The sequence below is a fragment of the Bradyrhizobium sp. NDS-1 genome (assembly GCF_032918005.1).
GTDB classification, from domain to species: domain Bacteria; phylum Pseudomonadota; class Alphaproteobacteria; order Rhizobiales; family Xanthobacteraceae; genus Bradyrhizobium; species Bradyrhizobium tunisiense.
Genome location: NZ_CP136628.1, coordinates 6,660,413 through 6,682,002 on the forward strand (window position 1 = coordinate 6,660,413; position 21,590 = coordinate 6,682,002).

22 protein-coding genes are annotated in these 21,590 nt (G+C 64.6%); 15 read left to right on the forward strand and 7 right to left on the reverse strand.

Features of this window, described 5'->3' with window-relative positions; genetic code table 11:
- Positions 1 to 83: 83 nt before the first annotated feature.
- Positions 84 to 1,769 carry a tetratricopeptide repeat protein gene (locus RX330_RS31050; RefSeq protein WP_317241024.1) on the reverse strand — a complete coding sequence of 562 codons (1,686 nt, stop codon included), beginning with the start codon at positions 1,767 to 1,769 and terminating at the stop codon, positions 84 to 86.
- A gap of 259 nt (positions 1,770 to 2,028) precedes the next feature.
- On the opposite strand from RX330_RS31050, the gene msrA reads away from it, so the two are divergent.
- The 4 genes from msrA (at position 2,029) to RX330_RS31070 (ending at position 3,978) form a co-directional block, all read left to right on the forward strand.
- Positions 2,029 to 2,745 carry a peptide-methionine (S)-S-oxide reductase MsrA gene (gene msrA, locus RX330_RS31055; protein ID WP_317241025.1) on the forward strand — a complete coding sequence of 239 codons (717 nt, stop codon included), beginning with the start codon at positions 2,029 to 2,031 and terminating at the stop codon, positions 2,743 to 2,745.
- 30 nt (positions 2,746 to 2,775) lie between these two features.
- Positions 2,776 to 3,195 (forward strand): peptide-methionine (R)-S-oxide reductase MsrB, encoded by a 420-nt coding sequence (msrB, locus tag RX330_RS31060; protein WP_317241026.1) that lies wholly within the window; start codon positions 2,776 to 2,778, stop codon positions 3,193 to 3,195.
- 111 nt (positions 3,196 to 3,306) lie between these two features.
- On the forward strand, positions 3,307 to 3,471 hold the full coding sequence (locus RX330_RS31065) for a DUF3309 family protein (RefSeq protein ID WP_212088327.1): 165 nt from the start codon (positions 3,307 to 3,309) through the stop codon (positions 3,469 to 3,471).
- Between the two features lie 213 nt (positions 3,472 to 3,684).
- The gene (locus tag RX330_RS31070; protein ID WP_212088325.1) at positions 3,685 to 3,978 is read left to right on the forward strand and encodes a hypothetical protein; all 294 of its coding nucleotides are present in this window, start codon (positions 3,685 to 3,687) and stop codon (positions 3,976 to 3,978) included.
- A 142-nt stretch (positions 3,979 to 4,120) separates the two neighbouring features.
- Here the strand turns inward: RX330_RS31070 and RX330_RS31075 are convergent, their stop codons facing one another.
- Both RX330_RS31075 and RX330_RS31080 read right to left on the reverse strand, forming a co-directional pair.
- On the reverse strand, positions 4,121 to 4,675 hold the full coding sequence (locus RX330_RS31075) for a DUF4112 domain-containing protein (protein WP_317241027.1): 555 nt from the start codon (positions 4,673 to 4,675) through the stop codon (positions 4,121 to 4,123).
- Between the two features lie 62 nt (positions 4,676 to 4,737).
- Positions 4,738 to 5,163, reverse strand: a complete 426-nt coding sequence (locus RX330_RS31080; protein WP_212088321.1) for a DUF5413 family protein — start codon at positions 5,161 to 5,163, stop codon at positions 4,738 to 4,740.
- Positions 5,164 to 5,305: 142 nt separating this feature from the next.
- On the opposite strand from RX330_RS31080, the gene RX330_RS31085 reads away from it, so the two are divergent.
- From RX330_RS31085 to RX330_RS31095, 3 genes are all read left to right on the forward strand, one after another.
- Entirely contained in the window at positions 5,306 to 5,548 is a 243-nt protein-coding gene (locus RX330_RS31085) for a cysteine rich repeat-containing protein (RefSeq protein ID WP_212088319.1), read from the forward strand.
- Positions 5,549 to 5,585: 37 nt separating this feature from the next.
- Positions 5,586 to 5,816 (forward strand): hypothetical protein, encoded by a 231-nt coding sequence (locus tag RX330_RS31090; RefSeq protein WP_317241028.1) that lies wholly within the window; start codon positions 5,586 to 5,588, stop codon positions 5,814 to 5,816.
- A 257-nt stretch (positions 5,817 to 6,073) separates the two neighbouring features.
- Positions 6,074 to 6,349 carry a hypothetical protein gene (locus RX330_RS31095; protein ID WP_212088315.1) on the forward strand — a complete coding sequence of 92 codons (276 nt, stop codon included), beginning with the start codon at positions 6,074 to 6,076 and terminating at the stop codon, positions 6,347 to 6,349.
- Positions 6,350 to 6,503: 154 nt separating this feature from the next.
- Here RX330_RS31095 and RX330_RS31100 read toward each other — a convergent pair whose 3' ends face one another.
- Entirely contained in the window at positions 6,504 to 8,099 is a 1,596-nt protein-coding gene (locus RX330_RS31100; protein ID WP_317241029.1) for a hypothetical protein, read from the reverse strand.
- 37 nt (positions 8,100 to 8,136) lie between these two features.
- Positions 8,137 to 9,429, reverse strand: a complete 1,293-nt coding sequence (locus RX330_RS31105; protein WP_212088305.1) for an adenylosuccinate synthase — start codon at positions 9,427 to 9,429, stop codon at positions 8,137 to 8,139.
- A 420-nt stretch (positions 9,430 to 9,849) separates the two neighbouring features.
- Here RX330_RS31105 and RX330_RS31110 point away from each other — a divergent pair, with 420 nt between their 5' ends.
- On the forward strand, positions 9,850 to 10,782 hold the full coding sequence (locus RX330_RS31110) for a DMT family transporter (RefSeq protein ID WP_317241030.1): 933 nt from the start codon (positions 9,850 to 9,852) through the stop codon (positions 10,780 to 10,782).
- A gap of 170 nt (positions 10,783 to 10,952) precedes the next feature.
- On the opposite strand, the gene RX330_RS31115 is transcribed toward RX330_RS31110, so the two are convergent.
- Positions 10,953 to 11,342 (reverse strand): DUF1330 domain-containing protein, encoded by a 390-nt coding sequence (locus tag RX330_RS31115; protein WP_317241031.1) that lies wholly within the window; start codon positions 11,340 to 11,342, stop codon positions 10,953 to 10,955.
- A 105-nt stretch (positions 11,343 to 11,447) separates the two neighbouring features.
- Here RX330_RS31115 and RX330_RS31120 point away from each other — a divergent pair, with 105 nt between their 5' ends.
- Both RX330_RS31120 and RX330_RS31125 read left to right on the forward strand, forming a co-directional pair.
- The gene (locus tag RX330_RS31120; protein ID WP_317241032.1) at positions 11,448 to 12,377 is read left to right on the forward strand and encodes a DMT family transporter; all 930 of its coding nucleotides are present in this window, start codon (positions 11,448 to 11,450) and stop codon (positions 12,375 to 12,377) included.
- Positions 12,378 to 12,537: 160 nt separating this feature from the next.
- On the forward strand, positions 12,538 to 13,515 hold the full coding sequence (locus RX330_RS31125; protein WP_212088297.1) for a Bug family tripartite tricarboxylate transporter substrate binding protein: 978 nt from the start codon (positions 12,538 to 12,540) through the stop codon (positions 13,513 to 13,515).
- 191 nt (positions 13,516 to 13,706) lie between these two features.
- On the opposite strand, the gene RX330_RS31130 is transcribed toward RX330_RS31125, so the two are convergent.
- On the reverse strand, positions 13,707 to 15,392 hold the full coding sequence (locus tag RX330_RS31130; RefSeq protein ID WP_317241033.1) for a methyl-accepting chemotaxis protein: 1,686 nt from the start codon (positions 15,390 to 15,392) through the stop codon (positions 13,707 to 13,709).
- A 260-nt stretch (positions 15,393 to 15,652) separates the two neighbouring features.
- On the opposite strand from RX330_RS31130, the gene RX330_RS31135 reads away from it, so the two are divergent.
- The 5 genes from RX330_RS31135 (at position 15,653) to RX330_RS31155 (ending at position 21,566) form a co-directional block, all read left to right on the forward strand.
- The gene (locus tag RX330_RS31135; RefSeq protein ID WP_212088293.1) at positions 15,653 to 16,696 is read left to right on the forward strand and encodes a C-terminal binding protein; all 1,044 of its coding nucleotides are present in this window, start codon (positions 15,653 to 15,655) and stop codon (positions 16,694 to 16,696) included.
- Positions 16,697 to 16,781: 85 nt separating this feature from the next.
- Complete coding sequence (locus tag RX330_RS31140) at positions 16,782 to 18,122, forward strand: ABC transporter substrate-binding protein (protein WP_317241034.1); 1,341 nt, start codon at positions 16,782 to 16,784, stop codon at positions 18,120 to 18,122.
- Positions 18,123 to 18,277: 155 nt separating this feature from the next.
- Complete coding sequence (locus RX330_RS31145) at positions 18,278 to 19,234, forward strand: carbohydrate ABC transporter permease (protein WP_317241035.1); 957 nt, start codon at positions 18,278 to 18,280, stop codon at positions 19,232 to 19,234.
- On the forward strand, positions 19,227 to 20,126 hold the full coding sequence (locus tag RX330_RS31150; RefSeq protein WP_375848412.1) for a carbohydrate ABC transporter permease: 900 nt from the start codon (positions 19,227 to 19,229) through the stop codon (positions 20,124 to 20,126). The genes RX330_RS31145 and RX330_RS31150 overlap by 8 nt, the downstream gene beginning before the upstream one ends.
- A gap of 84 nt (positions 20,127 to 20,210) precedes the next feature.
- Positions 20,211 to 21,566 (forward strand): esterase-like activity of phytase family protein, encoded by a 1,356-nt coding sequence (locus RX330_RS31155; RefSeq protein ID WP_317241036.1) that lies wholly within the window; start codon positions 20,211 to 20,213, stop codon positions 21,564 to 21,566.
- The last annotated feature ends 24 nt before the right edge of the window (positions 21,567 to 21,590 follow it).

Consider the following 21,590-nt stretch of genomic DNA (forward strand, 5'->3'; position numbering starts at 1 on the left):
AAGCGCAACGCGCCGTCCCCGCGCCCTCCCTCCGCAAGTCAAAAATCGTGGGCGCTTCGCTTTGCCCGCCCTACGGCACTCTGTCACTTCCCCGCGACAAAATAAAAGTCCTCCCGGCCCGGCGGCGAGCCGTAAGTGAACGGCTGCTGGGCGTGCCTGGTCGCGGCCCAGACGTCGTCGCGGATGATGTCGAACAGTTTCCGGATTTCGACGCGCGGCTGCTTGATCTCGCGGGCGAGCGCCGTGGCGAACGGGCTGTTGGCGGCACCATCGCCGTCCATCGCGGTCTCGCCATGCTTGGCGGCGTAGACCACCATGAAGCCGGCGCCGGGCTCGATGTTGGAAAAGCCCCTGTCGACCAGTTTCAGCGACAGCGTGCGTTGCATGGCCGGCGCGAACGGATTGTCGCGGCAGGCATCCAGCACCACGAGACGCACCTTTCGCGCGGCCCCGACGGCGGCGATCACCTGCTCCAGCGCGACGGCCTCGGCCTCGGCGTCCTTGTCGGCGGTGAGCCTGGCGTCGACCGGAACGAGGTAGTTCACCCCGCCGATCTCGAAACCGTGGCCGGCATAGTAGACCACCGCCCAATCGGCCTTTTCCGCTTCCTCGGCGAAGGCTTTCAGCGTCCGGAAGAACGTGTCGCGGGTGAGGTCTTTGGCATCCATCACGCTCTGGAAGCCGAGATCGCGCAGCACGCCTGCGATCAGCTTCGCATCGCGCGGCGGATTCGGCAGCGCATGGACGTTCTTGTAGGCGCCGTTGCCGATCACCAGCGCAACGCGGCGGCCGGTGGACGCGCCTCCCGGCGTCTGCGGCATCAGCGCGGCGAGCCGCTCCTGCGCCTTGGCGCGGGCGCGCGCGACATCGGGCTCGTCGAACTTCGTCAGCGAATAGGCCGCCGCCCGATAGTCGGCGCGCGCCTGGGCGAAATCGCGCCTCATCTCATAGATCTGGCCGCGGCCGGAATGGGCGCGGACGTTGTTCGGATTGATCTGGATGGCCGTGTTGTAGTCCTTCAGGGCGGCGTCGAGGTCGCCCTTCATCATGCTGACGTCGGCGCGATTGTTGACCGCGAATACGTTCTTCGGCTGTTTCTCGATCAGGCGGTTGCAGTCGGCAAAGGCCTGATCGAACTTGCCCATCATGCCGTAGGTGATGCAGCGGTTGCCGGCGATCTGCGGCGCGGCCGGGTCGATCTTCTCAGCCTCCGCGAAATCGGCGAGCGCACCGTCGAAATCCTTCATCAGCGTGCGCGTGCGGGCACGATTGGTCCAGGCGAGCAGGAATTTCGGCGTGTATTTGATCGACAGGCTGAAATCATCGAGCGCACTTTGCTGCGCGCCTCTGCGCGCGTGGATGACGCCCCGATTGTTGTAGGGGACACCATAGGTCGGGCGCTTCTGGAGGGCGAGATTGTAGTCCGCCATGGCGAGGTCGTCCTGGCCCTTGCGCTCATAGGCGAGGCCGCGCAGGTTGAGGGCAATGACGTAGTCCGGATCGAGATCGAGCGCGATGGACAGGGTCTCGATCGCATGGTCGTAGTCGCGCCTGTTGATCAGCGAGCTGCCGCGCGCGGAGAGCGCAATGGCCTTGTCCTTGCCAGTGAGCTTGTCGGCCTTCAGCAGATTTTCGCAGGCATTGGCGCGGGCCTGCACGTCGGCCTGGCGGTCGCGGCAGGTGGCGAGCTCGTCGGCTTGCGGGTCGGCCGCGGCGCTCGACACGCCGGCGGCCAGGAGGACGAGGATCAGGGAAACCACGCGCAGCATGTTGTCGGGCCTGCTCCAGCCGAATTCCTCTTGAGTCGATCATCGATCGCCCCGGTTCATCTAGCGCCGAGTTCCCGGTCTCGCCAAGCGGGCGCTCGCCGGACCGTGCCGCCCGGCTCATTTCACAGACTCGTGTCCGTCCCGCCGTAACAATCGGCGGCTGCGCCCGTATCTCGGGTGATGCGAAAAGGCGGCCGGGCAACTGTTCGTCCGGCCGCGACCGCCCTAGACTGTCAGACCTTCCGAAAGAGGATCCGCCATGCGCCGACCTGCCCTCGCCTCCCTGCTGGCCGCAACCACCGCCCTCTCGCTCACCTTTGCGCTGGCCTTTGCCACGCCGTCCCGGGCCGCCGAGGATGCGGTCGTGATCCCCGCCCCAGCCGTGGATGCGGCACAAGCGAGCGGGATCCAGACCGCGGTGGTCGCCGGCGGCTGCTTCTGGGGCGTGCAGGGCGTCTTCCAGCACACCGCAGGCGTCGTCAACGCGGTCTCCGGCTATGCCGGCGGCACCAAGGCGACCGCCGACTACAAGGCGGTCTCGAGCGGCCGGACCGGCCACGCCGAGGTCGTCGAGATCAAGTACGATCCGAAGAAGATTTCCTACGGCAAGATCCTCCAGATCTACTTCTCGGTGGTGCACGACCCGACCCAGCTCAACCGGCAGGGCCCCGACGTCGGCCCGCAATATCGCTCGGCGATCTTCGCCACCTCCGACGAGCAGAAGAAGGTGGCGGAGGCCTATATCGCCCAGCTCAATGGCGCCAAGGTCTTCAGCAAGCCGATCGTGACCAAGGTCGGCCCGCTGGAGGCGTTCTACCCGGCGGAGGCCTACCACCAGGACTATCTGACGCTGCACCCGAACCAGCCTTACATCGCCTATAACGACCTGCCGAAGGTCGAGAACCTGAAAAAGCTGTTCGCGGATAACTACATTGAAAAGCCGACGCTGGTCAGTGCCAGCAAGGCCACCAACTGATCGCGAGATCATCTCAGGAACGGGAGACCCATGCCCGAAACCAAGACGAAAACCACAGACGACAAGGTCATCAAGAGCGAAGAGCAGTGGCGGCAAGAACTGACGCCGATGCAGTACGCGGTGCTGCGCGAGAAGGCGACCGAGCGGCCGTTCTCCGGCGAGTATGAGCACGACCACCGCGCCGGCACCTATGTCTGCGCCGGCTGCGGCAATCAGCTGTTCTCTTCCGACGCCAAGTTCGATTCCGGCTGCGGCTGGCCGAGCTTCACCGCGCCTGCCGTCGAGAGCCATATCGACGAGGAAAGGGACGTCAGCCACGGCATGATCCGCACCGAAGTGCTCTGCTCCAAATGCAGCGGTCATCTCGGCCACGTCTTCCCCGACGGCCCCGGGCCGACCGGCCTGCGCTACTGCATCAACTCGGCGGCGCTGAAGCTGGAGCCTAAATAATCAGCATGCGGCGTCGGGTTCCCTCGTGGAACCCGACTCCGGGATGTGCTTTCTTCTCTGGCGGTGCGGTGAGGCCGATCACGCATTTTGGCGACCGCCAGGGAGGAAGCCATGTCACTCGGGACCATCCTGATCATCCTGGTGATCATCTATCTTCTCGGGGGCCTGTCCGGCCGCCTGGGGGGTTACGGCTATGGCCTGGGCCATTCCGGCATGGGGATCGGCGGCGTCGTGCTCGTGGTGCTGGTCCTGCTGTTGCTTCTTGGCAAACTGTAAGCCAAATAAGGCATTGAAATTACAAGGTTTATCGCGCGTGCGGGGCTGCCATGCGCGGATTCATCATCTCCCATCGCGGGGGTCGCATTTTTGTCAAAACGGCCTATATTAGAGGTCGAAAATGGCATGTGCGGCGGGCCCGCTTGATTGCGGCCCTGCCCTCCCAAACCCCACGCGCTTAAAGCCCCAGACAAGATCACGAGGTCTTTGACCATGCGTCCACTGCGTCCGTTCAACTTCAACACCTCCGCCGAACTCTTCCCCGCCGCGATCCGCAAGAAGAAGCGTGCAGGCTTCACCTATCGCCGGTTCGGCACCGCGGCCGAAGCCGTGCAGTTCGCGATGGAGCAGTTGCCGACGGATTCGCTGAACGGCGCCTATCTCCAGGTCGAGGAAGCGCGCTTCGACCAGAACGGCATCCGCTCGCTCTATGAGAGCGAAGCTTTCCCGTTGCCCCGTCGTCCCAAGCCGGCGCAGCCGGCCGAAGCCGACGCCGACGCGGCGTAAGTTTTTCGCAAGCATCCGATGTGCGTGGAAAGCGCGATGGCCGAAAGGCCGTCGCGCTTTTTGCGTTTTGAGGCTTTCGTGCTTCCACAGCGTCATGGCCTGGCTTGTCCGGGCATGACGAACCGCTGGGGCAATTGCGCACCTACATCCGCGGCTGCTTGTCGAGCCAGCGCTGCAGCAGACGGACGTTGCGCATGTTGGCGCGGAACATGACGTCGAAAGCGTCGCCCGCGAACGGGACGATGCCGACCACGCCGTCGAGCGCGACATTGCCCAGCATGCGCGCGGTAATGTACCAGGGTGCGCCCAGCGCGCGGGCCTCGCGCACCAGCCACAGCGAGATCGCCGTCGTGATGATGTCGCCGACGACAGGGATCAGGCCGATCAGCCCGTCGATGCCGTAGCGGATGTTGGTGCCGGGCACGATGAAGGCAACGTCGAGCAGCTTTGCGATCGCCTCGAGCCGCGCGATCCGCTGCTCGCGCGTCAAATTGCCGAACGGATTGCCAGCAAACGGATTGTCCTTGCCGAGATCGAAGCGGAACTCGCGAGATCCCGGCTCCAGCGCCTCGGGGCGGACCTCATGGCCCTCCTGATCGATGATCGGCGCGCGCGCCGCCTTGCCTGAGGCTGCACGCGAGCCGCTGCCCGAACGGGATCGGCGCGGAGCAATGATATCGTCGTCGGACATGGTCATGGCCTCGAAGGAACGCGCCGCCGCGGCGAAAGGTTGCTGCGCCGCGCTCTAAAGTCGCGCGCTCAGGTCGGCGCCGCCACTGCTTGCGGCTCCTTGACGTATCTGTGCACGAGCCAGGACGAAATCACCGCCGGCACGAACCCGACGAGGCCGTACAGGATGAACTGCACCGCGCCCGAGTCCGGCCCGCGCGAACTGTAGGTGAGCGAAGCCAGCACGAAGGCGAACAGGCCGACCAGCAGCATCCGCAAGCCAGGGCCGATGCGCCTGATATGGACCAGGATGTCGTCGACCGCGCCGATCATCAGCGCGGGCAGGAAGCCGAAGAGATAGCTGTATTGCAGGGTCTTGAAGAACACTGCGAACAGCTTGCCGACCTCGCCGAGACTGGTCTGGGTCCAATAGCCGGACTGATAGGTCGTCGTCAGCAGCAGCAGGAACCCGCCGACGAACGGGCCGACCAGCGCAAACACCAGATAGCGTTTCATCGAACACCCTCACACTTCTTCAGGGTTATAGCAGCGCCGTGGGAACCTTGAATAGCGGGGCGGACCTGCCTTTGCGGGAACAAGTGACACAGCGACGAGTTCAGACAGGACCTGAATTGTCCCTGTCACATTGGAGCCGCCCATGGCCCGCAAATTTCTTCTGGCGACAGTCACGCTGGCGGCCCTGACCGGCCTGTCGAACCCGCCCGCCCTTGCGCAAGGCCATATGGGAACGCCGCAGGAACAGCAGGCCTGCTCGCGAGACGCGCAGCGCTTCTGTCGCAAGGACCTCGGCAATGACGGCGCCGTGCAGAGCTGCCTGCAAGCCAACCGGGCCAAGCTGTCGAAGTCGTGCAGCAAGGTCTTTCAGAGCCACGGCATGTGAGGACTAGGACCATCCCCGGCGAATGGAGAGTGAAGCCATGTTGCGCGACGAACAGCTCTCGATCCTGCGGGACATCAGCCAATCCGTTGCCTTCGCCGACGATCGGCAAGGCAAGATGGGGCAACTGATCGCGGACGGTTACGTGATGAAGGACGGCGACCTGTTCGAGCTCACCGCCAAGGGCGTCACCGCCATCGAGGAACACGCAGCCGCGCTCGGCACCACCGATGCGGAACAAGCGAGCGCGTCCTCTGATCGGCTGATTTGATCGCGCGCACGCTCTGTGCGTGACGTCGATGCAACAACTGCAAATTCCTTCATGTCGACCATTGCAGCCGCTCGACAATGGCGCATACTTCGCTCGGGCGGCGCAGCACTTTTCGATTCGAGCATCAAGAAATCGAGCGACCACATGCGGGACAAGGTTCCCGACGTGAAGGCTGTGACATGCGGCAGATCAAGTCGCGTGCGGCGCCCCAAAAAACCAAGTGGCTCAAGCCCAGGGACATCGGGGACCCATTCTGCATGACACGCACTCAGACCATCGCTTCGCTTTTCGTCGTCGCAACCACCGCCATCGCACTCCAGACCTCACCCGGCCTCGCCTTCTCGTCCGAAGCGCAGCAGATGTGCACGGGCGATGCGATGCGGCTGTGCTCCGGTGAAATCCCGGACATCCCCAGGGTCAGGGCCTGCATGGTGCGGAACAAGGCGCAAGTCAGCCCCGGCTGCCGCGCCGTGATGGACCGCGAGGCCGGCGCCGCAACTGCATCGCGCAAGCGGGAAGCGGCGGCGCAGTAGCGCCGGACCATCCGGTTGTCATTCCGGGCGACGCGACGGGACCGCGCAAAGCGCGGCCCGGAAACGTCGAACCCGGAATCCATTTCTCGACGTCACCCGCTGCACGATGGATTCCGGGTTCGTGCTTCGCACGCCCCGGAATGACAGCAGCAGCTCAATCGCCCCACTGCGCGAAGGCGTCGTTGAAGGCGCGTTCGCCGGGGGCGCCCTTCTCGATGGCGATGATGGCGCGGCGCTGGTTGGCATAGACCAGCGGCACGTCGAACCACGAGCGCTCCTTCAGGAGCTGGACGTTGCGGGAGCGGTCGGCGTCGACATTCGACAGGCCGACCAGGAAGAAGCCGTCGGTGACCTTGACCGCGAGCCCTGCGAGCGGCGTGCCGCGGGCCTGCTCGTTCGACTTCATCAGGATGCCCGGCACGTTGGAGACGCTGCCGCCGGGAAAATCCGGCGGCAGGATGAAGGTCAGCTCCGCCGTGTGGCTCGCCGGCAGCGAGGAATCGGTGTTGCGGCGGAACGACATCGTCATCTTGAACTTGCGGTCGGGAATCTCGATGTCGGCGCGCACGGCGACGTCGGCCTTCTGGTTGCCCGACGCCTTGATCGGCTCCAGCCGCCACACCACCGAGCCGACATATTGCTTGCCCTTCGGATCGGACGGATCCTCGTCGTAGAGCACCACCTTCTGCGCCACCGGCGCGACGGGCTGGTCGCTGGCCGAAGGCTGCCCGACGCGATCGGGGATCTTCGGCTTGCTCTGCGGCTGCGCCGGAGCGGGCGTGTCCGCCACCTGCGTCGCGGATGGCTTGATAAAGCCGTTGACGATCTGGACCAGCTGCTTGCCCCAGAGGATGCCGGCGCCGACCAGGATGAGCACGATGCCGACGGCGATCGCGCTCTTGAACGGGAAGGCGGAGCCGGTGCGGACGCGCTTCTTGGCCTCGCGCTCGGGCGCGATGCGCGGCCGCGGCGAAGACGGCTGCGGCGCGTAGCGCTCCGCCTCCTCGATCGACTCGTCGTAGGAATAGGGCGCCTCGGACTCGCCGGCGCGGTTTTCCAGGCTCGGCTCGAGCCGGTCGAATTCCGGCGTGGGCGAGGGCACGTTGGCGTAGGTGCGGCGTGCGGCGCGGCTGGCCTGCGCGGCAGCGCCGCCGAGATCATTGGCATCGGCCGTGATGTCGCGGAAGCCGCGCACGCCGGGTGCCGGCGGCAGCGGCGGTCCGGCATCAGGCGGACGGCGCGCACCGGTGCGATCGCGTCCGGCCGGCTCCGGCATAGGTGGCGGGGCAGACGGTCCCGGTTGGCGCGGGGCGTCGAAACGGGGCGCGCGCGGCGGACGCTGCGCCTCGCCCTGGTCATCGACGTTGAAGGACGGACGGTCGGCCCGGGGCGGCGGCGGAGCCGGACGCGTACGCGGCGGAGGCGGCGAGGCCGCAGCCGCGTTGCCTTCAGTGGCTCTTGTGCTGGCGCGACGAAAGGCGTCGCCGCTGCTGCCGCTGCGCCCGCCCCCACCGGGGCGCGAGGCCTCGCGGGCACGCTGGGCAGCCTCCGATTCGACCTTGCGGACGGCCTCCTCCAGCGACAACCTTTCGCGGGTGATCTCGGATTCGGAGAGCGGCGGCTGTACGCTCCGCAACTGCGCGATCAGGGCCGTGCGCGCCCGCTCATAGAGCGCGCGACGGCTTTCGCCGGGAGCGTTCGGGTCCAGGGCGGCAATAGCGCGGGCGATCAGCGGATAGTAATCAGCCATTTCAACTCAACTATACCCGCGTCCTGGTAAGAGATCGTTAAGCCTCAAACGGGTTTTGCACCAGGATAGTATCCTCGCGTTCGGGGCTGGTGGAAAGCAGTGCGACCGGGCACCCCACCAATTCCTCGATCCGCCGGACATATTTGATGGCCTGGGCCGGCAGGTCGGCCCAGGATCGCGCGCTCGCGGTCGGCTCCTTCCAGCCCTCGATGGTCTCGTAGATCGGCTCGACCCGGGCCTGGGCGCCCTCGCCGGCCGGGAAATGGTCGATCTCCTTGCCGTCGAGCTTGTAGCCGGTGCAGACCTCGATCGTGTCGAAGCCGTCGAGGATGTCGAGCTTGGTCAGCGCCAGGCCGTTGATGCCGCAGGTGCGGACCGCCTGGCGGACCAGCACGGCATCGAACCAGCCGCAGCGGCGCGGGCGGCCGGTATTGGTGCCGAACTCGCGGCCGCGCTCGCCGATCTTGCGGCCGGTCTCGTTGTCCTGCTCGGTCGGGAACGGGCCTTGGCCGACGCGGGTCGTGTAGGCCTTGCACAGGCCGAGCACGTAGCCGACCGCAGCCGGCCCGAGGCCGGCGCCGGTCGCGGCCTGCGCCGCCACCGTGTTGGACGAGGTGACGTAAGGATAGGTTCCGTGGTCGACGTCGAGCAGCGCGCCCTGCGCGCCCTCGAACAGCATGCGCTTGCCTTCGCGACGCTTGATGTCGAGCAGCCGCCACACCGTCTCGGCGTAGGGCAGAAGCTGCGGCGCCAGCGCGGTCAGTTCCTTCAGGATATCCTTGCCATCGAACTCCGGCAGGTTGAGGCCACGGCGCAGCGCGTTGTGATGCGCCAGCAACCGGTCGATCTTGTGCGGGAGCGTGTCGAGGTCGGCGAGATCCATCAGGCGGATGGCGCGGCGGCCGACCTTGTCTTCATAGGCCGGGCCGATGCCGCGGCGCGTGGTGCCGATTGCGGTCGCCGCGCTGGCGGATTCGCGGTGCGCATCGAGCTCGCGGTGCAGCGGCAGGATCAATGTGACGTTTTCCGCAACGCGCAGGTTGTCGGGGCTGATATCGACGCCCTGCGAGCGCAACTTGGTGACCTCGTCGAGGAAGGCGGCAGGATCGAACACCACGCCATTGCCGATCACCGATAGCTTGCCCTCGCGGAGCACGCCGGACGGCAGCAGCGCGAGCTTGTAGGTCTTGCCGTTGATGACGAGCGTGTGGCCGGCGTTATGGCCGCCCTGGAAGCGGACGACGATGTCCGCCTGCTCCGACAACCAGTCGACGATCTTGCCCTTCCCTTCGTCGCCCCATTGGGCGCCGACGACGACAACATTGGCCATTCGCGGGTAATCCTTCGAAGATTTCTCTGTAGGTGGTATGATCCGAACAGAAAACCGGGACCCACTTTTCCGGGATCATGCCTGCGCCCAGCCCAATTCCCGGCCCAAGGCCGATCACACGCGAGGCAGCCCAACCGGATAAAGGAAGCAGCCTCTCTAGGCAAGCAAGAACCGGACTTTTTCAGGGCTTCGAGGCCGCTCCAAGCCTTTGATATCCCCGGAAAATCCAGAAACCTTCGCCGTCGGCGCGCTCCCTTCGACCAAAGCGTAAGAGGCTCGATCCGCCGCTGCATGGTCGCGATGCATCCGGCCCCGTTGAAGCAACTTCGATTTCCGTGTCTTTGGACAGCGCCGGGCGATCAGCCGGCCCGGATCCCGCCGGGCCGGAAGCCTCGGTGTACGCGGGGCCCACCAGACACAATGTCCGCCACCGGTCAAACTACCAGCGCGGAAACATCCGGTCATAGCTGGATCGCCAACCAGCCTTATCTGCTGCTCAGCATCACCGCGCTGTGCTGGGCCGGCAACGCCATCGTCGGGCGCCTCGCCGCCGGCCACATCCCGCCGGTCACGCTGTCGTTCCTGCGCTGGTTCTTCGCCTTCCTGCTGGTGCTGCCGTTCGCCTGGAAGCATCTCGCGCAGGACTGGCCCGCGATCCGCGGCAAGCTCGGCCTGATGGTCACGCTGTCTGTCGCCGGCATCGGCGCCTTCAACACGCTGCAATATTGGGCGCTGGAACATACCCAGGCCCTCAACACGCTGCTGCTGCAGTCATCCGCGCCGCTGATCGTGGCGCTGTGGTCGCTGGCCATCCTCGGCATCAGGCTCACCGCGGCGCAGGCGTTCGGCGTGCTGCTGTCGATGTGCGGCGTGCTCACGATCCTGCTGCACGGCGATTTCACCACGCTTTCGAGCATCGAGTTCAACAAGGGCGATCTCATCTTCATCGGCGCGCTAGTGATCTTCGGGCTGTATTCGGTGCTGAGCCTGAAGCGTCCGCCGATGCACGGCCTGTCGTTCCTCGCCTTCACCTTCGGGGTCGGCGCCGCCTGCCTCATTCCGCTGGAGATCTGGGAATTGTACGCGCGCCCGGTCATGAAGCTCGACGGGCCGAATCTCTTGACGCTGTTCTACGTCGCGGTGTTTCCCTCGACGCTCGCCTATCTCTGCTTCAATCGCGGCGTGCGCCTGATCGGCGCCAACCGCGCCGCGCCGTTCTTCCACGTCGTGCCGGTGTTCGGCTCGATCATGGCGATGTTTTTTCTGGGCGAACTCCCCCAGGCGTTCCACTTCATCGGTTTTGCATTGGTGCTGTCGGGCGTGTTCGTGGCGTCGCGGACGCAGGCGAGTTGAATTCTTCCTTCTCCCCTTGCGGGAGAAGGTGGCGCGAAGCGCCGGATGAGGGGTTCTCTCCACTCGCGCGATTGTCCGTGAGGAGAGAACCCCTCACCCGTCTCGCCGCTATCGCGGCGAGCCACCCTCTCCCACAAGGGGAGAGGGAAAGAGCCGCGCCACAGACATTCCTACTTCGTCCTGAACTTGCTGTACGCCTCGCTGGTCGCAATGATCACGTGCTGGGCGCAGCCATTGAGGCGGTGCGGGTCGGCTTCGCGCTCGTAGGCTTCGGAGGTCATCATGTCGAGGAAGGCCGCGACGGTCGGATAATAGACCAGCGCCACAAAGTCCCAGTCGTTGCCGGCGTGCGGTCCGAGCGCGATGGCCTTCGCCTCGCCGGTCCAGAGCAAGGTGCCGCCGCGCGCCTTGATCATCGGGACGGTGATCGCGCTGTAGCGCAAGTATGCGTCCCAGCCGGATCCGTCGCCGTCACGCGAGCGCGCGTGGAAACGCATCAGGTTCAACATCACCACCGGCGACTGTGGATCGATCTGCTCCAGCCCCTCGATGTTCAACATATTAACCGCCAAAGCCACCTCCTCGGGTCATGCCTGCATTGTAGCATTGCGGCGCTGTGACTTGTGCCACGACGCCAATCCGGCGCAAGCTCGTAAGCAACGCCAATGACGATCGCTTCGCCCGCGCCAAAGGCCTCCAATCCGGCCAATTGGCTCAACAACCAGCCTTACTTGCTGCTGAGCCTGACCTCGCTGTTCTGGGCCGGCAATATCGTGCTCGCGCGCCATGTCGGCGCACATGTGCCGCCGCTGACGGTGACTACGATTCGCTGGTTCGGCGTGTTCCTGATCCTGTTGCCGTTCGCCTGGCCGCACCTGAAGAGCGACTGGCCTGCCTTGCGCAGGAGCCTGCCTCTGATGCTGTTCCTGTCGCTGGTGGGCTTTGCCTTCAACAACGCGATCTCGTACTGGGCGATGCAGTACACGGAGGCGTTGAACGCGCTGCTGATCCAGTCGGCAGGCCCCCTGTTCGTGGCGCTGTGGTCGCTGGTGCTGTTCGGCGTGCGGCTGACGGGTGCGCAGCTCGCCGGCATCGCAATCTCGCTGCTCGGCGTGCTCGTCATCATCCTGCGCGGCGATTTCGCCGCGCTCGCGAGCATCAGCTTCAACCGGGGCGACCTCATGTTCGCCTCCTCGCTGGTGGCGTTCGGACTCTACTCGGTGTTCATCCCGCGGCGGCCGAAGATCCACCAGCTCTCCTTTCTGGCCTTCACCACCTGCTGCGGCGCGACGATGCTGCTGCCCACAGCGATATGGGAGGCGGCCAGCGGCCGCGTGCTGCATTTCGACGGGATCACGCTGGCGACGATGGGCTACATCCTGATCTTCCCTTCGACGCTGGCCTATCTCTTCTTCAACCGCGGTGTGGCGCTGATCGGGCCGAACCGGGCGGCGCCGTTCTTCCATCTGGTGCCGGTGTTCGGCTCCGCGATGGCGATCCTGCTGCTCGGCGAAGCGCTGCGGCCGTTCCACCTGATCGGCTACGCGCTGGTGCTCGCCGGCGTCGTGATCGCCTCGCGCCAGGGTTCGGCGTGAAATAATTCCGCGGGGCGGACGCTGCGGGCTCGTGTCCCGGACGCGCTGCAGCGTGCAACGCTGCTGCGCCGCGTCCGGGGCACGAGACAAACTCCCGTCTTCCGGTTTCGGATCAGAGAAGCTAGGTTCCCGGCTAACCAAGAAGAGGGAACGTCCAGACATGATTTCAGCGTTGATTCGAAACCTGCGCGCCGTGGCCACGGCCGCGCTCTGTCTCGCCGCCGCATCCGCGGCTCAGGCCGACAATTATCCCAGCCGCAACATCACGCTGGTGCTGCCGTTCGCGGCCGGCAGCGGCACCGACACCACGACGCGGCTGATTTCGCAGCAACTGTCGCAGGCGCTCGGCGTCGGTATCGTGATCGAGAACAAGGCCGGCGCCAACGGCATGCTGGCCGCGACCTATGTCGCAAAGGCCGCCCCCGACGGCTACACGCTGCTGGTGACCACCAACACCACGCATTCGGCCAATCCCTATTTGCTCAAGAGCCTCACTTACGATCCGGTCAAGGATTTTACCCCGATCGCGCGCACCGGCGATCTGCCCTTCATGCTGGTGGTCAATCCGGAAGTGCCGGCCAAGACCGTCGGCGAGCTCGTCGCCTATGGCAAGGCCAATCCGGGCAAGCTGAGCTACGCCTCGGGATCGTCCTCGGCGATCGTGTCGGGCGCAACCTTTGCGCATAATGCCGGGCTCGACCTGCTGCACGTGCCCTACAAGAGCTCGCCGCCGGCGCTCAACGACGTCATGGGCGGCCGCGTGTCGATGATGTTCGTGGACATCCTGACAGGCCTGCCGCACGTCAACGGGAATGCGCTGCGCGCGCTCGCGGTCACCACCAAGGACCGCTCGCCACTGGTGCCGCATCTGCCCTCGATGCAGGAGGCCGGCGTGCCTGATTTCGACATCTCGTCCTGGCAAGGCTATTTCGGTCCCGCCGGCATGCCCAAGGAGATCGTGGTGCGCCTCAACGCCGAGATCAGGAAGATCGTCGAGAATCCCGAGATCAAGGCCAAGCTCGCCACGCTCGGCATGGACGCGTTCTCAGGGACGCCGGAGCAGCTCGGCACGTTCGTCAACGAGCAGCTCGTGCTGTGGGAGAAGCTGATCACCAACGCGAAGATCGAGAAGCAGTAGAGTCCGCCACTGCTACTGTCATCGCCCGCGTAGGCGGGCGATCCAGTACTCCGAGACGGCGCGGCTGGAACCGAGAAGCTGCGGCGTACTGGATGCCCCGCCTTCGCGGGGCATGACGGGCGAGAGGATGGAAAAAGGTGGGCACGATGCTTTCGCGTCTTTGCCCACCTTACGAATTCAGCGCAGGAAACTTACGCCGCACGCACCTTGGCGAGGAAGCCGTCCACCGCGTTGCGCAAGGCGCCGGACTGGCTGTCCAGCTCGCGGGCATTGGTGAGCACGTCGGTGGCCGCGCTGCCGGTCGCTTCCGCTGCCGAGGTGACGCTGCCGATATTGGCGTTGATCTCGCTCGAGCCGGTTGCGACCGACTGAATGTTGCGGGCGATCTCGCGGGTCGCCTCCCCCTGCTGCTCGATCGATGCGGAAATGCCCGCGGTGATCTCGCTCATCTCGGCGATGGTCTGGGTGATGCCGGAGATGGCCGTGACCGCATCGCTGGTCGAGGTCTGCATCGCCGCGACCTGCGCGGAGATCTCCTCGGTCGCCTTGGCGGTCTGGTTGGCGAGCGCCTTGACCTCGGAGGCGACGACGGCGAAGCCACGCCCGGACTCACCGGCGCGGGCCGCTTCGATGGTGGCATTGAGCGCGAGCAGATTGGTCTGCGCCGCGATCGAGTGGATCAGCTTGACGACCTCGCCGATCTTCTCGGCGCCGGTCGAGAGCACCTGCACCGTGGCATTGGTGCGTTCGGCGTCGCTGACGGCGCGGCTCGCGACTTCCGTCGAGCGCGTCACCTGGCGGGAGATTTCCGCAACCGAGCTCGACAGCTCTTCGGCGGCCGCGGCGACCGTGCCGACATTGCCGGAGGCCTTTTGCGAGGCAGCGCCGACCGTCGCCGCACGCGACGAGGCATCACTGGCGGTCGCGGTCATCGACTGCGCCGTCGTCTGCATGCCGGCCGCGGCCGAGGAGACCGAGCGGACGATGCCGTTGACGCTGCGTTCGAAGTCGTTGGCCAGCTCCTCCATCGCATTGCGGCGTTCCGCCGCGGCCCGCTGCTGTGCAGCCGCCTCGGTCTGCTCGAGCTCGCGAATCTTCTCCGCATTGGTCTTGAAGATCTGGACCGTCGCGGCCATCGCGCCGATCTCGTCGCCGCGGCCGACGCCCGGGATATCCCCCTCCAGTCTGCCGTCGGCGAGCTCCTTCATGCGGGTCCCGAGCAGGCTCAGCGGCCGGCTGATACTGCGGCCGATCAGCCAGGCGACGGCGCCGGCCACGAGCATGATGCCCATCAGGGAGAGACCGAGCAGCCAGGCCACCGGCGCCAGCTTGGCATCGAGGTCATCGAGATATGCCCCTGTGCCGACGAACATGTTCCAGCCGGGAATCGCCACGGCATAGGACAGCTTGCGGGTAACTTCCTTCTCGCCGGGGCGATTATATTCGTACCGCAGCGTGACGTCGCCTTTGGCAGCGACACCGTCGCGCAGCTCGCGCGCGAGCTTGCGGCCGTTGGTTTCGATGTCGAGGCGGTTGGTGCCGTGCTGCTTCGGGTCGGGCGTCAGCACGGCGACCCCTTCCATCGTATAGGCGAATATGTAGCCCGAGCCTTTATCATAGGTCATCGAGCTGCCGCGACGGACGAACTCCGCGATCGCCGCGTCCTTGGTGAGCTGACCAGCATCGACCTGCTTTTGCAGACCGAGCGCCATGTTCCGCGACATTTCGACCATGGCTCTGGTCTGCTCCAAGCGGGCGTCGACCAATTCCCGCCGCATCAAGTGCGCTGCCAACAGGCCAGCGACGCAGAGTCCGAGCAGGGCCACGCCGACAAGGATGCCCAGCTTGGGGGCGATCTTCAGATTGCTCAACTTCACGGGATGGCTCCGGCAATAAGGGGATACGGGCACGCGACCAGATCGATCAAAATCAAATCAACTTTTATTGGCCGACCCCTTAGCAAGTTACTTACGCGCCTCCGTAGAAGCCCGGACGCAGGCGCGGAAACCGGCAACTTATCTCCGGCCCGACAACCGGGAATTGTAGGCCATCACCTCGATTTCGCGTAAAAGACGTAAAGACCCACCCGCGGAGGCGGGTCACAACAAGAACCGACAAACCAAATCGGGAGCAAGAAATGCCGAAATACAGGGTGGTGACGCCGAAGGGCGCGAGCTTCACGGTCGCGGGCAGCGACTATTCCTTCGAGCGCGAAGCGCTCGATCCGATCGATGCCGAGATCGTCGAGGCGCCCGCTGACGAAGCCGGGTTCATTGCCGCCGCGAAGTCCGCCGACGCGATCTACGCCAAGGGCATCCCCATCACCAAGACCATCATCGACGCGCTGGAGGGCTGCAAGGTCATCACGCTCGGCTCGGTCGGCGTCGACAGCGTCGACGTCAAGGCCGCCACGGCGCGCGGCATTCCCGTCACCAACATCCCCGACACCTTCATCGAGGAGGTCGCCGATCACGCCATGATGCTCCTGCTCGCCGGCTTCCGCCGTCTGGTCGAGCAGGACCGCATGGTGCGCGACGGCCGCTGGGCCGAGGGCCGGCCGGCGCTGCTCAAGGTCCCCAGGCTGATGGGCCAGACGCTCGGCTTCGTCTCGTTCGGCCGCGTGGCCCGTGCCGTTGCGAAGCGCGCGGCACCATTCGGCCTGCGCATGATGGCCTACGATCCCTTCATTCAGGAAACACTGATGTACGACCACGGCGTGATCCCGGCGACGCTGAACGAGGTGCTGTCGCAATCCGACTTCGTCTCGATGCATGCCCCGGCAAGGCCGGAGGTCCATCACATGCTGACCGAGAAGCACTTTCGGCAGATGAAGAAGGGCTCGATCTTCGTCAACACCGGGCGCGGCGCCACCGTGGACGAGGAGAGCCTGATCAAGGCGCTGCAGGAGGGCTGGATAGCCCACGCCGCCCTCGACGTGCTGGAGAAGGAACCGCCCTCGCACAACAATCCCCTGCTCGGCATGGAGAACGTGACCCTGACCGCCCATGTGGCGTCGGCCTCGGCACGGTTTGACGAAGCGCGCAAGCGCCGGGTGGGCTACGAATTGTCACTGGTGCTGCAGGGCATGTGGCCGGTAAGCTGTGTCAATCCGTCGGTGCTGCAGACCACCACGCTCCGTCGCTGGCAACCCGTCAGCATGGATCGGGGGCCGAACAGCTAGGCGGTCGGCGCGAACGCGCCGACGACCGAAACGACCCTTCACCGGCGATCAACGCCGGGAAGGGAGACATCAAAGGGAGGTACTGATGAGGAACGACATCACACGTCGTGATGCCTTGGCGCTGGGCCTGTCCGCTGCAACGCTCGCGGCCACCGGTGCTGCAGCGCAAACATCCAATATCAAGGCCGCGGACGTGGCGGCGCCCAAGCGCGAGATCGAGAAGGGTGCATCCTTGCGGATGCTGCGCCCGGTGCGTTTCGTCCAGGCCGACGAGGATGTGTTCCGCGCAAATGCGGCAAAGTTCACCAAGGAGACCGGGGTCGAGGTCAAGGTCGACTTCGTCGGCTGGGAGGACATCAACCAGCAGACCGCGGTCACCTCGAACTCCGGCGCCGGCCCCGACATCATCATCGGCTTCTCCGACGCTCCCCACATCTACGTCGACAAGCTGATCGACCTGACCGACGTCGCCGACTATCTCGGCAAGAAGTATGGCGGCTGGCAAAATCTTGCGATGGCCTACGGCAAGAAGGCCAAGAGCGACACCTGGATCGGAATCCCGTTCGGGGCTACGGCCGGGCCTCTGATCTATCGCAAGTCGGTCCTCAAATCCGTTGGGTTCGACAAGGTCCCGGAAGATCCTGCCGGCTTTCTCGATCTGTGCAAGAAGCTGCAGCAGGCCGGAAAACCGGCCGGCTTTGCGCTCGGCAATGCGGTGGGCGACGGGAACGGCTTCGCGGACTGGATGATGTGGTCGCACAACGCCGCGCTGCTGGACGAGGAAGGCAATGTCACCATCAACAGCAAGGAAACTGTCGCGGCGCTGAAATACGTGAAGGAGCTCTATCCAACCTTCATCGCCGGCACACCGTCCTGGAACGACGTCAGCAACAATCGCGCCTATTCATCGCAAGAGATCGCACTGACCGCAAACGGCGTCTCGCTCTATTTTTCGCTGAAGAACGATCCGGCCACGGCTCCGATTGCCGAAGATTCAGAACATCAATTGTTGCCGAAGTTCCACGCACAGGCCTCGCCAATGTCGGGACTGACGCTGAATGCCATGGTGTTCAAGCACAGCCAGTACCCAAATGCCGCAAAGGCCTTCTTGCAGTTCATGCTGGAAAAGGAACAGTACGAGCCGTGGCTCAACGCCAACAGCGGCTACTGGTCGCAATCGCTCGCGGCTTACGCCGATGCGGCAGTGTGGAAGAGCGATCCCAAGGTCGCGATCTTCAAGAATACCATGAACAGCAAGTACTACGCCGGCTACAAGGGCCCGATCTCGACTGCTACCGGCGCTGTTCGTGCGGATTATGTGACGGTGCAGATGTTCGCCTCGGTCGCGACCGGGGCGGCGACGCCGGAGGCCGCCGCCGCGGAAGCGGAGCAGCGCTGCAAACGGTACTTCCGGCGGCAGCGGTAAGGGCCGTCATTGCGAGCGAAGCGAAGCACTCCAGAAGCCCTCCGCGGATACAGTCTGGATTGCTTCGTCGCACCAGTGCAAAATTGCTTCGCAATTTTGTCACGGGCTCCTCGCAATGACGGTGGAGTGACTTCCTAGAACAGGGCAACAAACTGATGTCCGTGACCACCCTCTCCTCCACCGGCCTCGCGCACCGGCAGCCGTCCTGGCTGGTGCGGCTGTTCGACTACAAGCCGTTCCTGATCGTGATGTGCCTGGCGCCCGCGATCGGGTTGCTCTCGGTGTTCCTCACCTATCCGCTCGGCCTCGGCATCTGGCTCGCCTTCACCGACACCACGATCGGGCGGCGCGGTATCTTCGTCGGCCTCGAGAATTTCCAATATCTGCTCACCGATCCCTTGTGGTGGAACGCGGTGTTCTACAGCGTGGTCTATACGGGGATAGCGACCTTCGGGAAGTTCGCGCTCGGCTTCTGGCTCGCGTTGCTACTCAACAACCATTTTCCGTTCAAGAGCATCCTGCGTGCGATCATCCTGCTGCCCTGGATCGTGCCGACCGTGCTCTCGGCGCTGGCGTTCTGGTGGATCTACGATCCGCAGTTCTCGATCATCTCCTATCTTCTCGTCGACGTGCTGGGTTGGCGTTCGAGCAATATCGACTTCCTCGGCTCGCCATGGCCGGCACGCTTCTCGCTGATCGTCGCCAACATCTGGCGCGGCATCCCCTTCGTCGCGATCTCGCTGCTGGCGGGCCTGCAGACCATCTCGCCCTCGCTCTACGAGGCCGCGATGCTGGATGGGGCCAGCGCCTGGCAGCGCTTCCGCTACATCACCTTCCCGATGATGATGCCGATCCTCGCCATCGTCATGACCTTCTCGATCATCTTCACCTTCACCGACTTCCAGCTGGTCTACGCCATCACCCGCGGCGGGCCGGTCAACTCGACCCATCTGCTGGCGACGCTGGCGTTTCAGCGCGGTATTGCCGGCGGTGAGCTGGGCGAAGGTGCCGCGATCGCGGTGTCGATGATCCCGTTCCTGGTGTTCGCGACGCTGTTCTCTTACTTCGGCCTAGCGCGCCGCAAATGGCAGCAGGGAGAGAGCAATGACTGATACCGTCGCCCGAGCGGCTGTCGCCGACGCCAAGGCCGTACCCGACACCATGGCCTGGGATTCCGGGCTGCGGCGGCTGATGATGATCTATTTGCCGCTCGGCTGCTTCGTGCTGATCCTGCTGTTTCCGTTCTACTGGATGGCGATCACCTCGTTCAAGCCGAATGCGGAGCTGCTGAACTACAAGGCGCACAACCCGTTCTGGATCACGTCGCCGACGCTGGCGCACATCAAGCATCTGCTGTTCGACACCGCCTATCCGCGCTGGCTGTGGACGACGATGACGGTGGCGATCGGCTCGACGACGCTGTCCTTGATCGCGTCGACGCTCGCCGCCTATGCGATCGAACGCCTGCGCTTCCGAGGGAGCCCCTATGTCGGCCTCGGCATCTATCTCGCCTATCTCGTGCCGCCATCGATCCTGTTCATTCCGCTGGCCACCGTGATCGTGCAGTTCGGTCTCTTCGACTCACCTCTGGCCCTGATCCTGGTCTATCCGACCTTCCTGGTGCCGTTCTGCACCTGGCTCCTGATCGGCTATTTCAAGTCGATCCCCTACGAGCTCGAGGAATGCGCGCTGGTCGACGGCGCAACGCGCCTGCAGATCCTGCGGCGGATCACGCTGCCGCTGGCCGTGCCCGGGCTGATCTCGGCCGGCATCTTCTCCTTCACGCTGTCCTGGAACGAGTTCATCTATGCGCTCGCCTTCATCCAGAGCGGCGCCAACAAGACCGTGCCGGTCGCGATCCTGACCGAGCTCGTCACCGGCGACGTCTACCAGTGGGGCGCGCTGATGGCGGGATCGCTGCTGGGATCGCTGCCGGTTGCGATCTTCTACTCGCTGTTCGTCGATTACTACGTGTCCTCGCTGACGGGCGCGGTGAAGGAGTAGCCGGCCACCGCGGCGTTTGGCCCGGCTTCACAAAACTGCAACACGCGATCCGCATAAGACGTGCTCCGCCAACAGGAGACGCACATGCGCGCGACTTTTCTTGCCACCGTCGCAACGATCATTTTCACCGCGAGCCCCGCGCTCGCGCAGAGCGAAGGCGAATTCCCGGCCAAGCTTGCCGGCCACGCAGTGATGCCGGCCGCCACCTTCATCGACGCTCCCGCAGATGCCCCCGCCGATCTCAAGATTTCGGGCAAATACACCACCGGCAAGCGCGTCGACGCGCTCGGCACGGTGATGGGCAAGTCCTATGAACGTCCGACCGGCGTGTCGCTGCCGTTCAAGGGACAGCCGCTGCAGGGCCATTCCGGTATCAAGACCATGCCCGACGGCAGCTTCTGGGTCATCACCGACAACGGCATGGGCGCGCGCGCCAACTCGCCGGATTCGATGCTGTATCTCAACCGCTACAAGATGGACTGGGCCGGGGGCAAGATCGAGCGGCTGGAGACCATCTTCCTGCACGATCCCGACAAGAAGGTGCCCTTCCGCATCGTGCATGAAGACACGCAGAAGCGCTACCTCACCGGCTCCGATTTCGACACCGAAGGCTTCCAGATCATCGGCGACACCTTCTGGATCGGCGACGAGTTCGGCCCCTACATCCTGAAGGCCGACAAGACAGGCAAGATCCTCGGCGTGTTCGATACGGTCGCGGACGGCAAGCCGGTGCGCTCGCCGGACAATTGGGCGGTGGGAACGCCGGCCGCGCCGGGCGCGACCTACACCAACGTCAACCTCCGCCGCTCCAAGGGCTATGAGGGCTTTGCGTCGTCCAAGGACGGAAAATTCCTCTACGGCCTGCTCGAAGGACCGCTGTGGGACGCCGACAAGAAGGACTGGGAGAAGGTCGACGGCAAGGAAGCCGCCCGCATCCTCGAATTCGACGTCGCCGCGGAAAAATTCACCGGCCGCCACTGGCAGTATGTGTTCGAGCAGAACGGCAACGCCATCGGCGATTTCAACATGATCGATCAGGCCTCCGGCCTGATCATCGAGCGCGACAATGGCGAAGGCACCGCCGACAAGGCCTGTCCGCAAGGCCAGCGCGGCGAGAACTGCTTTCCTGACCTTGCCAAGTTCAAGCGCATCTACAAGATCGAGCTGACCGACGCCAATGTCGGCAAGCCCGTGCGCAAGATCGGCTATATCGACCTGATGAAGATCAGGGATCCCGACAAGAAGGCGAAGAAGCCGCTCAACGACGGCGTCTACACCTTCCCGTTCTTCACCATCGAGAACGTCGATCGCGTCGACGACACCCACATCGTCGTCGGCAACGACAACAATCTGCCGTTCTCCTCCAGCCGCGATCCCAACAAGGCCGACGACGACGAGTTCATGCTGCTCGAAGTCGCGGATTTCCTGAAGGCCAAGTGAGCCTGTGTCAGCTCCTCTCCCGCT

Excerpts from the sequence above, each read along its gene's own strand:
- RX330_RS31080 (WP_212088321.1), bottom strand. The coding sequence starts at position 5,163 with ATGAAACGCTATCTGGTGTTTGCGCTGGTCGGCCCGTTCGTCGGCGGG.
- RX330_RS31070 (WP_212088325.1), top strand. The coding sequence starts at position 3,685 with ATGCGTCCACTGCGTCCGTTCAACTTCAACACCTCCGCCGAACTCTTC.
- RX330_RS31110 (WP_317241030.1), top strand. The coding sequence starts at position 9,850 with ATGTCCGCCACCGGTCAAACTACCAGCGCGGAAACATCCGGTCATAGC.
- RX330_RS31115 (WP_317241031.1), bottom strand. The coding sequence starts at position 11,342 with ATGTTGAACATCGAGGGGCTGGAGCAGATCGATCCACAGTCGCCGGTG.
- RX330_RS31085 (WP_212088319.1), top strand. The coding sequence starts at position 5,306 with ATGGCCCGCAAATTTCTTCTGGCGACAGTCACGCTGGCGGCCCTGACC.
- RX330_RS31125 (WP_212088297.1), top strand. The coding sequence starts at position 12,538 with ATGATTTCAGCGTTGATTCGAAACCTGCGCGCCGTGGCCACGGCCGCG.
- RX330_RS31065 (WP_212088327.1), top strand. The coding sequence starts at position 3,307 with ATGTCACTCGGGACCATCCTGATCATCCTGGTGATCATCTATCTTCTC.
- RX330_RS31120 (WP_317241032.1), top strand. The coding sequence starts at position 11,448 with ATGACGATCGCTTCGCCCGCGCCAAAGGCCTCCAATCCGGCCAATTGG.
- RX330_RS31050 (WP_317241024.1), bottom strand. The coding sequence starts at position 1,769 with ATGCTGCGCGTGGTTTCCCTGATCCTCGTCCTCCTGGCCGCCGGCGTG.
- RX330_RS31090 (WP_317241028.1), top strand. The coding sequence starts at position 5,586 with ATGTTGCGCGACGAACAGCTCTCGATCCTGCGGGACATCAGCCAATCC.
- msrA (WP_317241025.1), top strand. The coding sequence starts at position 2,029 with ATGCGCCGACCTGCCCTCGCCTCCCTGCTGGCCGCAACCACCGCCCTC.
- RX330_RS31100 (WP_317241029.1), bottom strand. The coding sequence starts at position 8,099 with ATGGCTGATTACTATCCGCTGATCGCCCGCGCTATTGCCGCCCTGGAC.
- RX330_RS31105 (WP_212088305.1), bottom strand. The coding sequence starts at position 9,429 with ATGGCCAATGTTGTCGTCGTCGGCGCCCAATGGGGCGACGAAGGGAAG.
- RX330_RS31155 (WP_317241036.1), top strand. The coding sequence starts at position 20,211 with ATGCGCGCGACTTTTCTTGCCACCGTCGCAACGATCATTTTCACCGCG.
- RX330_RS31135 (WP_212088293.1), top strand. The coding sequence starts at position 15,653 with ATGCCGAAATACAGGGTGGTGACGCCGAAGGGCGCGAGCTTCACGGTC.
- RX330_RS31095 (WP_212088315.1), top strand. The coding sequence starts at position 6,074 with ATGACACGCACTCAGACCATCGCTTCGCTTTTCGTCGTCGCAACCACC.
- RX330_RS31075 (WP_317241027.1), bottom strand. The coding sequence starts at position 4,675 with ATGACCATGTCCGACGACGATATCATTGCTCCGCGCCGATCCCGTTCG.
- RX330_RS31145 (WP_317241035.1), top strand. The coding sequence starts at position 18,278 with ATGTCCGTGACCACCCTCTCCTCCACCGGCCTCGCGCACCGGCAGCCG.
- RX330_RS31140 (WP_317241034.1), top strand. The coding sequence starts at position 16,782 with ATGAGGAACGACATCACACGTCGTGATGCCTTGGCGCTGGGCCTGTCC.
- msrB (WP_317241026.1), top strand. The coding sequence starts at position 2,776 with ATGCCCGAAACCAAGACGAAAACCACAGACGACAAGGTCATCAAGAGC.
- RX330_RS31150 (WP_375848412.1), top strand. The coding sequence starts at position 19,227 with ATGACTGATACCGTCGCCCGAGCGGCTGTCGCCGACGCCAAGGCCGTA.